This is a genomic window from Bacteroides oleiciplenus YIT 12058 (assembly GCF_000315485.1).
GTDB lineage: Bacteria > Bacteroidota > Bacteroidia > Bacteroidales > Bacteroidaceae > Bacteroides > Bacteroides oleiciplenus.
Map to the genome: position 1 here is coordinate 81,594 of NZ_JH992943.1, position 12,707 is coordinate 94,300.

Below are 12,707 nucleotides of genomic sequence, written 5' to 3' on the forward strand. Positions count from 1 at the left end.
GTACTATTGCAACAAGTCCACTATTGGGGTATTAAGTATACCTAATAGCGGTCATTTGCCAAAGGACAACAATAGAAATTCCAAAATAAAGAGATAAAGAGCATTTCCTTTTTAATACAAAATGTCAAAGAACACTTGATTCTTACTTTTTACACAACCTCCAAGCCGGAGAGTGGCAATGGTCTGTAACGTTGGATGGAACAGTTTCCGGTGAGACGGGGAAATATCCTACGGCTTTCTTATGGATACCTGCTGACTGCATGCAGGTAAAAGCCATTATTGTGGGACAGCACAATATGAGTGAAGAGACCCTCTTTGAGAATCCTCTTTTCCGCAAGGAGATGCAGCAACTGGGAATCGGATTTGTCTGGATTACACCGGGAATCGACCAGCAATGGGATGTATCGAAAGGTACACAACAAATCTTTGAAAAGATGATGTCCGACTTAGCAAAAGTCAGCGGTTACAGGGAATTGAAAAATATTCCGATTGTGCCTATCGGACATTCAGCTATGGCAACCTACCCCTGGAACTTTGCAGCATGGAATCCGAAACGGACACTGGCCATCATCTCACTGCACGGTGATGCTCCCCGCACAAACTTGACCGGCTACGGACGGGAAAATCTGGAATGGGGAAGAAACCGTAACATTGATGGCATTCCCGGACTCATGATAGAAGGAGAGTATGAATGGTGGGAAGACCGCGTCACTCCCGCTCTGGCCTTCCGCATGATGTATCCGAAAAGCTGTGTCTCTTTCCTCTGCGACACAGGACGTGGACATTTTGATGTAGCAGACGAAACCGCAGCGTATATCGCTTTATTTCTGAAAAAAGCAATAGAACAAAGATTCCCGGATGAATTTTCGGAAGACGGAATTGTAAAAATGAAACCGATAAATCCAACCGATGGTTGGTTGGCAGAACGTTGGCATCCCAACCAGAAAAGACGTGCCAAAGCTGCCCCTCATTCTGCATATAAAGGTGACCGCCACGATGCTTTCTGGTATTTTGATGAGGAAATAGCTACCATTACAGAAAAGCGCTACGCAGAAAATCCGGGCAAAAAAGAGCAATATCTGAGTTTTACGCAGGATGGAAAACTTCCGAAATATGACGAGAAGCTACATGCACGCATTCAGACCACATTCCTCCCCGAAAAAGACGGAGTAACCTTTCATTTAAAAGCCGTCTTTACTGATTCTTTGCGAACCCAATTTTCGCAGGAACATGCAAACGGGGTACCGGAAATCACACGCATCTGTGGACCTGTACAGAAGGTAAATGACACTACTTTCATCGTGTCATTCTATCGTATGGGAATGGATAATCCCCGGCGTACAAACAGCATATGGCTGTTGGCCAGTAACCCAGGAGACCGAAAATACAAGAGTACAGTGCAACAACTTACTTTCAATATTCCTTATCGGAACACTGATGGAAAACGGCAGCATATCCTGTTTCCCGGTTTACCGGATGTGAACAAAGCGACAAAATCCCTGACTCTCAAGGCAAGCAGTGATTGCGGATTACCTGTCTCCTACTATATAAAAGAAGGTCCCGCCATAATACAAGGTAATCAGGTAGTACTTACCCCTATCCCACCCCGCTCCAAATTTCCGATGAAAGTCACCGTTGTAGCCTGGCAATATGGCATTGCCGGAAAAGTACAGACAGCAGAACCAGTGGAACGTATCTTTTTCATCACAGATAAGAAAGGAGGCCAAGGAGTTATCGCTTCGCTCAGGAGTTAGAGGGAGTTAAAGGCCGATAGTCCCCTTAATGCTTTCCTTTGCTTGTGAGTAGCAGGAGTATCGGCTTTTAACTCCTAAGCCTGCCCCGCGGGCGGATAGCTCCTTCTAACTCCCGATTTACTTCATATCCGCACAAAAATGAAGTAACTTTGCCAACAGACAAAAGATATTCCATATTTCCAAAAGGGCTTTTGAGTATCCATTACTCCTTATTCGTATATTACACATAGAAAACGTTCAAGTAAAAAAGTGACCCTTAAAATATAAAAGTATGAAATGTAAAAAGTTAATAGTGATAACTATTTGTTCGATAGTAGCGAGCAACCTTCTTGCCCAATCCATCTATCCCGGACAGCATGCAGGGAAAATGAAAAAAGAAACCATAGCTCCTATGCAGGTACAAAGTTTTGATTTAAAAGATATACGCCTGCTTCCGAGCCGCTTCCGCGACAACATGATGCGGGACTCTCTCTGGATGACCTCAATAGCAACCAACCGTCTGCTACACAGCTTCCGCAACAATGCAGGTGTATTTGCAGGACGTGAAGGCGGATATATGACCGTAAAGAAACTGGGCGGTTGGGAGTCTCTGGATTGCGAAATACGCGGACATACCACCGGACACCTATTATCAGCATACGCACTGATGTATGCAGCCTCCGGAAGTGAAATCTTCAAATTAAAAGGCGACAGTCTGGTCAGCGGATTGGCTGAAGTGCAGGACGCTTTGGGAAACGGATATCTCAGTGCTTATCCCGAAGAACTGATTAATCGAAATATACGTGGGACAAGTGTGTGGGCACCTTGGTATACATTGCACAAACTCTTTTCCGGCTTGATAGACCAATACCTCTATACAGACAATAAACAGGCATTGAAAGTAGTAACCCGCATGGGTGACTGGGCTTACAATAAACTGAAGCCTCTTGATGAAGAGACACGAAAGAGAATGATACGGAACGAGTTCGGCGGAGTAAACGAGTCTTTCTATAACCTCTACGCCATTACAGGAGATGAACGCTACCATTGGCTCGCCAATTTCTTCTATCACAACGATGTAATCGATCCTCTGAAAGAACAGCGCGACGATTTGGGTACGAAACACACCAATACATTCATTCCCAAGGTTCTGGCCGAAGCCCGCAACTATGAGCTGACGCAAAATGCAGAAAGCCGCACGCTGACTGATTTCTTCTGGCATACCATGATTGCCCATCACACCTTTGCCCCCGGCTGCAGCAGTGATAAAGAACACTACTTTGACCCGCAGCAATTCTCCAAACACCTCACCGGCTATACCGGAGAAACATGTTGCACATACAATATGCTGAAACTAAGCCGTCACCTGTTCTGCTGGACGGGAGATGCCTCCATAGCTGACTACTATGAACGGGCACTCTACAACCATATCTTGGGACAGCAAGACCCGGAAACCGGAATGTTCTCCTATTTCCTGCCTTTGCTATCCGGCTCACACAAAGTGTACAGTACCCAAGAGAACTCTTTCTGGTGTTGTGTAGGCAGTGGCTTTGAAAACCATGCCAAATACGGAGAAGCCATTTATTATCAGAATGAGAAAGGAATTTACGTGAATCTCTTTATCCCTTCAGAAGTAAACTGGAAAGAAAAAGGAATGACTATTCGTCAGGAAACGAACTTCCCAGCGGAAGAAACCACTATCCTGAGCATCCATGCGAAAGAGCCGGTAAAAACGACTGTTTATCTGCGCTATCCCTCATGGAGCAAGAAGGTGACAGTATCCGTTAATGGCAAGAAAGTATCTGTAAAACAAAAACCAGGATCATATATTGCCGTCACACGCCAATGGAAAGACGGAGATAAGATTGAGGCCAATTATCCAATGGAAATACAGTTGGAAACAACTCCCGATAATCCTCAAAAGGGAGCGTTAGTATATGGGCCGTTAGTATTGGCGGGTGAACTTGGCACCGAAGGAATGCAGTCTCCGGCTCCTTTCTCCAATCCTGCGCTATATAATGATTACTATACTTACGATTATCATATTCCGGCAGGATTGAATACGACATTGCAAGTAGACTTAAAACACCCGGAACGTAGCCTGCAACGTACAGGTAAAGAACTGGAGTTCAAAAATGCGGAAGGTACTATATTGAAGCCTCTGTACGATGTGCACCATCAACGTTATGTTGTATATTGGGATTTAAAAACAAAATAGATGAAAAAGAATCTTCTTACAGTTTCTCTTTGGGGAATTTATTTTTTACTCCTATCATGCCGCCCTGTCAGTAACAGGCAAGCGGCTTATGATTTTGCACCGCTCGATTCTATTATCACTGGCTGGATAGATAAAGAGTATTATCCCGGAGCAACCATTTGTGTAGTTAAGGATGATAGTATTATATTTCAGAAAGCCTATAGGAATTTTACTCCCGACACTAAAGTGTATGTTGCGTCTGCCGGAAAATGGGTAGCAGCAGCAGTCATTGGAGCAGTGGTAGACCGTACTGGCCTGAGTTGGGATGATAGTGTGGCAAAATGGATACCGGAATTTAAAAACGATATCAAAGGAAGCATCCCGCTACGGCAATTACTTTCGCATACTTCCGGTGTACGCCCGTATTTACCGGAACCTCGGGTAGACAACTATAATCATCTGGATTCATCCATGATTGAGATTCTTCCATTGGATACGGTTTTCACTCCGGGCACCCGCTTTGAATATGGCGGACTTGCCATGCAGATTGCCGGAAGGATGGCAGAAAAAGCCATGAATAAAGAATTTGAAGAACTATTCCAGGAGTTGATTGCCAAGCCTTTAGGAATGAACAATTCTCATTTCACTCCGATCAATACAGACGGCGGACATGCACCGATGCTAGGAGGAGGACTATGCACAACCTTGCACGACTATATGTGTTTCCTGAATATGATATACCATGAAGGTATGTTCAAAAGCAGGCAGATACTACAACCGGAAACTATACGAGAAATGCAAGCTGATCAAATAGGCAATGCCGAAGTCCGTCCGGGAGAATATGTAGAACGAGCTTTAGGACAACACCATACCGGTATTTATGGATTAGGAGAATGGAGGGAATTGGTAGACCCGACAACAGGTGAAGCCTATCAAATCAGTTCGCCAGGTTGGGCCGGTGCTTACCCATGGATAAACAAACGTGACCAGGTATATGGTTTCTTTATTACCCATGTACAGGGAAGTTCTCAGAAAGAAGATGGATTTTCATCTTTCTATGGAAGTCCGGTTCTATCAAAAACTGTTTCAGAAATAGTTTCCTCCATAAAGTGATCAATGCCCGTTTCAGAAGTGAAAAACGACCGGCAGCAGTTGTCGTTAATGGAAAGGGAATACCAATCGTTTACGAAAAGTCAACTATCAAGATAAAGCAATAACAAATTCCCGATTCTACCCAATTATTCTTCCATTCAATTGAGTATATTCTTCTGATAAACCGTATTTATATAAAAACAATAAGTACAAAGATTATGAAGAATATAAATTCGGCAATCATTATGCTGGCTTTCAGTTCCACTCTCCTTGCAGAAAATACAAAGGAACTGAAGCTGGCATCTCCCAATGGGACACAGGAAATCGTGTTCTATCAGAAACAAATTTCACCAACGGTGAACCAACTTTGTTACCGGGTGGACTATAAAGGGCATCCTGTCATCAACGAATCACGTGCCGGGCTGGAACTGGATAATCGCATTTGGGAAATGGCTTTAGGAGCGAGAGACCTCAAACAACCTGCATCCTGGATGGATAACCTGGAAGTGGACTCCGTAACCTATCAGCCCGAAACAAACATCACCTGGCATCCCCTTTACGGAGAGCGCAGCACAGTACGCGACCATTACAAGGCCGCTACCATCTATTTATCCAAAAAAGATAATTCCCAATACCGCCTCAACGTCGAAGTGCGCGCCTACGATGAAGGTGTTGCTTTCCGCTATTTCTTTCCCGAACATCCGAAAGCCATCTTCCACAAAGTGGTGGGCGATCTGACGGAATACACACTTCCCGAAGGCACGAAAGCATGGACGGAACAGTGGGCACAGGCTTTTTTCGAATATCTGGATATAAACGACATCAAACGTCCGGTGGAACGTGCTCTGACTATGGAACTACCTAACGGAACATGGGCTGCACTGGCTGATGCTGATATAGACGACTGGTGCCTCACCAAATATCTCGCCTCTACAGAAAAAAAGAATACGCTCACTTCTATCATGTATAGTCCCGTAGACGTAGTGACCTACTATGCTACTCCCTGGAAAATTGTGATGGCGGCAGATAAACCTGGAGAATTGCTGGAACACAATGACATTATCCAAAATTTAAATCCTCCTTGTGAGATAGCAGACGCTGCTTCCTGGGTGAAACCGGGTAAAATTATGCGTGAAACTACCATCACCACCGAAGGGGCTATTGCAACAATTGATTTCTGTGCAGCGCACAACATTCCATATATGCTTTTCGACTGGCAATGGTATATGCCCTGTACGTCGCATGACGGAGATGCTACGAAAGTAGTTCCCAAACTGGATATGCCTCGTGTAATAGCTTATGGAAAAGAAAAAGGTATAGGCATATGGGTATACGTCAATCAACATGCACTGATGAAACAAATGCGGGAGCTTTTCCCATTGCTCCGCCAATGGGGGATTGTTGGTGTGAAATCCGGATTTGTGCAATACGCCAGCCATCGCTGGGCCACATGGATGCACGATATGGTACGTCTGGCAGCAGAAAATCACCTACTAATGAATATTCACGATGAATATCGTCCGTCCGGTTTCAGCCGTACATATCCTAACCTTTTGACGCAGGAAGGAATCTGCGGAAATGAAGAATTCCCTGATGCAACCCACAATGTGACATTGCCTTTCACGCGCATGATTAACGGTGCGGCAGACTATACCATCTGTTACTACGACAAACGTCTGAAGACAACACATGCCCATCAACTGGCAGCCTCACTCGTCTTCTACAGTCCGTTGCAAACCATTTTCTGGTATGATAAGCCGTCATTCTATAACGGAGAACCGGAAATTGAGTGGTTCGAAAACCTGCAAACCGTATTCGATGATACAAAAGTATTGGACGGAACACCCGGTAAAAACATCACCATGGCACGCCGCAAAGGGCAAGAATGGTTCGTCGCAGCCCTGACAAACAATGATGGTTCTACCGAAAATATCAATCTTTCTTTTCTCGATAAAGACCAAACATACCTCGCCTATATCTACACCGATGGAGGCGAAAAGATAAAAACCAAGACGCAAGTAGCATGTACCTACCTCCTGGTAAATGGTACTCAAACGATGAAGTTCCAACTAAAGCCAAGCGGTGGCGCTGCTATACGTTTCGTCCCTATCGATGGAAAAGAAATGAAAAGATATAAGCAATACAAAGGACAACTATTATAAAAATAGATTTTCCATTGAGTGGATATAAATACTTAACCGTATTAATAAGCAATATTAGACTCTAACATGGATGAATTTAGGTAGAAGATTTTTTAAGGTAAAAAGAATTGTTTTCAGGATGTTTTATTTTAAGGTAATTAAGGATGAAAAAGATACTTCTATTTGCGACTGTACTATGTGCCGCATGCTGGCAAGCAGAGGCTCAATATGTATCCAAGGTTTGGGTGGCGGACCAAAAAGATGGCACCTACATAAACCCTGTGCTACATGCTGATTATTCCGATCCGGATGTTTGTGCTGCGGGTGAAGATTTCTACATGACAGCTTCCAGTTTCGGATGTGCTCCGGGACTCCCGATTCTGCATTCCAAAGATTTGGTAAACTGGAAATACGCAGGATATGCCCTGAAAGAGATTGAACCTGTTAGTTTTTTCAATTCTCCCCAACATGGCAAAGGTGTATGGGCACCATCTATCCGCCACCACAACGGAGAATTCTACATCTACTGGGGCGATCCCGACCACGGCATCTTTATGGTAAAAACGAAAGATCCCGCGGGAGAATGGGAAAAGCCGGTACTGGTAAAAGCTGGACGGGGAATGATAGACCCTGCCCCCCTATGGGATGAAGATGGAAAAGTTTATCTGGTACATGCATGGGCTGGAAGCCGGGCAGCTCTGAACAGCGTTGTCACTATATGCGAAATGAACACGGAAGGTACCAGGGTAATCAGTGAACCTATATTGGTATTCGATGGAAATGATGGAATGAACCACACTGTGGAAGGTCCTAAACTCTACAAACGAAATGGGTATTATTACATATTTGCACCTGCGGGAGGCGTAGCAACCGGATGGCAATTGGTGCTGCGCTCACGCAATGTGTACGGTCCTTACGAGAAAAAAATCGTCATGGCACAAGGCAATACAGATATCAATGGCCCGCATCAAGGTGCATGGGTAGATACCCCCACCGGAGAATCCTGGTTCGTCCACTTTCAGGACAAGGCAATGTATGGACGTGTAGTTCATCTGAACCCGATGAAATGGGTAAATGACTGGCCTGTGATAGGAGAAGATAAAGACGGAGACGGCTGCGGTGAACCCGTAACCCGTTATAAAAAGCCCAATGTAGGCAAAAGCTATCCCGTAGAAACACCGGTCGAAAGCGATGAATTCAACACCCGCCAATTAGGAATGCAATGGGAATGGCATGCCAACTATCAAGACACATTCGGCTTTACTTCCGACCTCGGCTTCATACGCATCTACGGACACATCCTTTCCAAAGATTTCGTGAACTTCTGGGAAGTACCCAATTTGCTATTACAAAAGTTCATGGCCGAAGAGTTCACCGCAACCACCAAATTAAAGGTATCCGCCAAAATGGATGGACAGCAATCAGGACTGATTGTCATGGGATGGGATTACTGTTATATCGGCGTTGAAAAAGAGGGAGAGAAATTTATACTGAAACAAGTGACATGCACAGATGCGGAACAAGGAACACCCGAAACAGTCACCCAGTTGGCAAATATTCCTATCAGCAAACAATTTGGCGCAGGATTGTATCCGAATTATGAAAGAGAAATTTATTTGCAGGTCAAAGTTAGTAAAGGTGGCATCTGTCACTTCTATTACAGCTTGGACGGAAAGAAATATAAAACAGCCGGTACATCTTTCACTGCACGGCAGGGAAAATGGATAGGTGCTAAAGTCGGACTATTCAGTACCGCCCCTTACGGCAAAGAAAGAGGATGGGTGGACGCCGATTGGTTTCATGTGGACAAATAAAAAGAACTAATTATATGAAAACAAAAGAATTATTAATCGGTGCATGTCTGTGCATACTTTCAGCTTGCAACATGCCCGGCAAAGGAACAGGTTTAGACGTCTATGAGGCGCTAGACTACTGCAACGATCAGGTTGAGCGTACATTGACCGAACTCAAGGGGACTGACGGCACAATCGACTATACGATGATGCCCCGCAACATTATGGACAGCCTCAACGTCTGGCATTGCAGAAAAGCGACAAAAGATGAATGGTGCAGTGGCTTCTGGCCGGGTGTGCTATGGTATGACTACGAATATACCGGCAAGGCGGCTATCAAAGAACAAGCTGAAAAGTTCACAGAACCATTGAAATTCCTGTCACAGATTCCGGCATACGACCATGATTTGGGTTTTCTAATCTTTTGTAGCTACGGCAACGGCTACCGCCTGACGAACAACCCGGAATATAAACAGGTCATTCTGGATACGGCAGATTCATTGGCTACATTGTTCAGACCGCGTGTAGGAACCATTCTTTCCTGGCCGAGAAATATAGAAATGTTCGGCGGACATAACACAATCATGGACAACATGATTAACCTGGAAATGCTTTTCTGGGCTGCCAAAAATGGCGGAAATCCATATCTGGCGGATATTGCGGTATCACATGCCGACAAAACAATGAAATATCAGTTCCGCCCAGATTACACTTCCTATCACGTAGCCGTATACGATACGCTGACGGGAGACTTTATCAAAGGAGTTACTCATCAGGGGTATGCAGACAACACCATGTGGGCACGCGGACAGGCATGGGCTATCTATGGTTATACAGTGGTCTATCGGGAAACTCTCGACCCGCGTTATCTGGACTTCGTACAGAAAGTCACGGACGTGTATCTGCAAAGATTGCCGGAAGATTATGTACCTTACTGGGATTTTGATGACCCCGGTATTCCCAACGCTCCGCGTGATGCTTCCGCTGCCTGCATTACAGCTTCAGCCTTACTGGAATTATCAACCTATTTGCCTGCAAATAAAGGTAGTGAATATAAAGATGCGGCCATAAAAATGCTGGCAAGTCTGAGTTCGGACCAATATCAATGCGGTAAAAGTAAACCTGCATTCCTCCTCCACTCTACAGGACATCTACCGGGTAATTCAGAAATAGATGCTGCCATCATCTATGCAGATTATTACTACATAGAAGCCTTGATACGACTGAAAAACTTAATCGAAAACAAGGCTGTCATATAAAGGCAACACTCTCCCCTCTTACTGTTCCAGTTTGAGGGGAAGTGTAAACCAGAAGGTAGAGCCTTTTCCCAACGTAGATTTAACTCCGATTTCGCCACCCATATTCTGAATGATAAGCTGGCAGATGGGAAGACCTAAACCGGTACCTTGCTTGAAGCTATCCAGTTTAATGAAACGCTCAAATATAAGATGGAGCTTATCTTCCGGAATCCCAGTTCCCGTATCAGTTACATAATAATAGATGTCTTTTTCACGAACTTCATAGCCATAACGAATACTACCACTTGAAGTGAATTTACTGGCATTGGTCAGGAAATTCAAAACAAGTTGTTGTAATCGATTCTGATCCGAGAAAACAAGATAGTTGTCGTGCATTCCAGGTTCAAAAATCAGTTCAACCCCATCCTGCAAGCGTGAATCTATCACTTCCTTAAGGGTTATCAAAATCTCATTCAACTCAAATTCCGAATAATGCAAGTCCAGTGCTCCGGCTTCTATCTTGGATAAATCGAGTACATCATTGATGAGTTGCAACAGAATCCCATTATTCTTCTCAATGATGCTGACATATTCCTTCTTTTCTTCTTCATCTTCTGTCATTGTCAATATGCTTGAGAAGCCAATAATGGCATTCAGCGGAGTACGGATTTCATGACTGATATTGGCAAGAAAAGCTGATTTCAGCCGATTGGATTCTTCAGCATGTTCTTTGGCAGCAATCAGTTCCCGTTCTGCTGCTTTACGTTCTGTTATAAACAATGAAGAGCCAACTACCATCAAGGGTTTGCCCTTATCATCATACTCTTCTACAAAGCCGCGTGCCTCCATCCAGTCAATATCCTGCTCCATAGCGTCGTGACGGTGAATACGAAATTCCTCCCGGAGCTCTTTGATTTTATTAGAACGTATATCCTGAAATACCTGCCGAAGGCGCTCCCTGTCTTCCTCGCAAATATGAGTCAGATAATCCTGCATACCGATAGAATAAGTCATCTCGGATATTGCCTCCTTACCCGGTTCTATCGGCGTATACGAACTATATGTAATCTCATCCGTCAGTAAATCCCATTGCCAGGGAAGCAAATCAACTACTTCCAATGCCATAGCCAGTTTAGTATGAGTAAAGCGTTGGTTCTGCTCCACTTGCTGGAGTCGTTCCAGAATTTTATTTCTCCGGAGTTGGAAAAAGAGCACAATCAACAATAAGGACACACCGCCCACTGCAATAGAAGACTGATACTTTTGCATAAAAGTAGGTGGGGCATTCAGGAAAATAGTTCCCGCCGGACAATTCTCCGGCAATAAGCCAAAGTCCACCATATAGGGATAATTGAAGATAACAACCGGCTTCGGGTCATACAAAGCAATGCCACGTGCCTGCTTCCCATCTACTATGGCGTCAATTGCTTTTACAATTCCCTCACAATACAGGTCCATGTCATAGACGCATCCCCCTATTATGTTGCCGTCTTCTTCAATACTCGATAAAGAAGCTGACAAAGCAAAAAACGGACTGGGCATAGAAGAATTGGCTATCACTTTATAAGAGTTGGCCATCAGCACCATATTGCCTGCAAACATTCGTTTGTGAAACCACGAAGCAAACAGTATTCCCGTTTCTTTCGGAGAAACCTGACGCAAAGTATCCAGCAACTGGTCGGAACTCCAACTGCCAGCAGATAGATATTTATAGCTCAAATCAGGATATTTTGTTCTGATAAACTCCCGGACTTGCTGATCGTAATCAATATCACGATCTGTCTGATCGCCAATCAATAGCAAACTTTTCATACCCGGAAGCATGCGATGTATCAGTTGTATATTCTGCGGAATAAAAGAATGTGCCTGCAAGAAAGTCATATTATATTCTTCACGTAAATCTTTCAGAGAAATCCGGTTCTGCTTCGGAACAATTTGATTATAAATATAGGTAGTATCTGGTCCCACATATTCACTTTCAGCACATACAATTAAAGACACATCTCCCCAATGCTTTCGCATATCATCCCGCAACAATAAGGGTGCATTGCCCAGCATCAATACTGCTTTCGGGGGATTTTCTCCATAGGTAGAAAACAAGTTTTCTTTATATTGTCTCAGAATTTCGGGTGTTTCAATAGTCAGAATATTCATATATTCCACTTTCATACTTATATTTCTCCGGTCATACTCTTTCTGCATAATGTGTGAAATAATAGTCTGACTCCAGGGAGCGCCTGATACATAACTGCTGATAATCAGCAAATCCGTACTAGTATTCTCCCTCTTATTCTTATCCTCAGCTGACACCGAAGAAGAGAGATATAATAAAATGATAAGGAAAAGATATTTTATATAAAGTAGTATTCTCATGATTGCATAATCTAATTTTCTAAAAAACACATAATAATAATAATTAGTTCGCCAGAAAAATATTTTCAATTCGGCAATCAATATTTTTTTCAATAAATAATTTTATATTTGCATTCGAACAATAACCACGAAAAACTATT

7 protein-coding genes are annotated in these 12,707 nt (G+C 43.7%); 6 read left to right on the forward strand and 1 reads right to left on the reverse strand.

What is annotated here, in order from left to right:
• The first annotated feature begins 191 nt into the window (after nt 1-191).
• The 6 genes from HMPREF9447_RS16875 (at nt 192) to HMPREF9447_RS16900 (ending at nt 10,215) form a co-directional block, all read left to right on the forward strand.
• Nucleotides 192-1,754 (forward strand): hypothetical protein, encoded by a 1,563-nt coding sequence (locus HMPREF9447_RS16875; protein WP_052315211.1) that lies wholly within the window; start codon nt 192-194, stop codon nt 1,752-1,754.
• Between the two features lie 271 nt (nt 1,755-2,025).
• Entirely contained in the window at nt 2,026-3,951 is a 1,926-nt protein-coding gene (locus HMPREF9447_RS16880) for a glycoside hydrolase family 127 protein (RefSeq protein ID WP_009130967.1), read from the forward strand.
• A complete protein-coding gene (locus HMPREF9447_RS16885) occupies nt 3,952-5,043 on the forward strand; it encodes a serine hydrolase domain-containing protein (RefSeq protein ID WP_009130968.1) in 1,092 nt (363 codons plus the stop codon). It begins immediately after the preceding gene.
• Between the two features lie 197 nt (nt 5,044-5,240).
• Nucleotides 5,241-7,184 carry a glycoside hydrolase family 97 protein gene (locus HMPREF9447_RS16890; RefSeq protein WP_009130969.1) on the forward strand — a complete coding sequence of 648 codons (1,944 nt, stop codon included), beginning with the start codon at nt 5,241-5,243 and terminating at the stop codon, nt 7,182-7,184.
• A gap of 143 nt (nt 7,185-7,327) precedes the next feature.
• Complete coding sequence (locus tag HMPREF9447_RS16895) at nt 7,328-8,977, forward strand: glycoside hydrolase family 43 protein (protein WP_009130970.1); 1,650 nt, start codon at nt 7,328-7,330, stop codon at nt 8,975-8,977.
• A gap of 14 nt (nt 8,978-8,991) precedes the next feature.
• Entirely contained in the window at nt 8,992-10,215 is a 1,224-nt protein-coding gene (locus tag HMPREF9447_RS16900) for a glycoside hydrolase family 88 protein (protein ID WP_009130971.1), read from the forward strand.
• A gap of 18 nt (nt 10,216-10,233) precedes the next feature.
• On the opposite strand, the gene HMPREF9447_RS16905 is transcribed toward HMPREF9447_RS16900, so the two are convergent.
• Nucleotides 10,234-12,567: a sensor histidine kinase gene (locus tag HMPREF9447_RS16905; RefSeq protein WP_044138418.1), complete on the reverse strand. Its 2,334-nt coding sequence runs from the start codon at nt 12,565-12,567 to the stop codon at nt 10,234-10,236.
• Between the last annotated feature and the right edge of the window lie 140 nt (nt 12,568-12,707).

Bases quoted from the DNA above. Each gene is read 5' to 3' on its own strand.
- HMPREF9447_RS16895 (WP_009130970.1), top strand. From the start codon at position 7,328: ATGAAAAAGATACTTCTATTTGCGACTGTACTATGTGCCGCATGCTGG.
- HMPREF9447_RS16885 (WP_009130968.1), top strand. From the start codon at position 3,952: ATGAAAAAGAATCTTCTTACAGTTTCTCTTTGGGGAATTTATTTTTTA.
- HMPREF9447_RS16880 (WP_009130967.1), top strand. From the start codon at position 2,026: ATGAAATGTAAAAAGTTAATAGTGATAACTATTTGTTCGATAGTAGCG.
- HMPREF9447_RS16900 (WP_009130971.1), top strand. From the start codon at position 8,992: ATGAAAACAAAAGAATTATTAATCGGTGCATGTCTGTGCATACTTTCA.
- HMPREF9447_RS16890 (WP_009130969.1), top strand. From the start codon at position 5,241: ATGAAGAATATAAATTCGGCAATCATTATGCTGGCTTTCAGTTCCACT.
- HMPREF9447_RS16905 (WP_044138418.1), bottom strand. From the start codon at position 12,567: ATGAGAATACTACTTTATATAAAATATCTTTTCCTTATCATTTTATTA.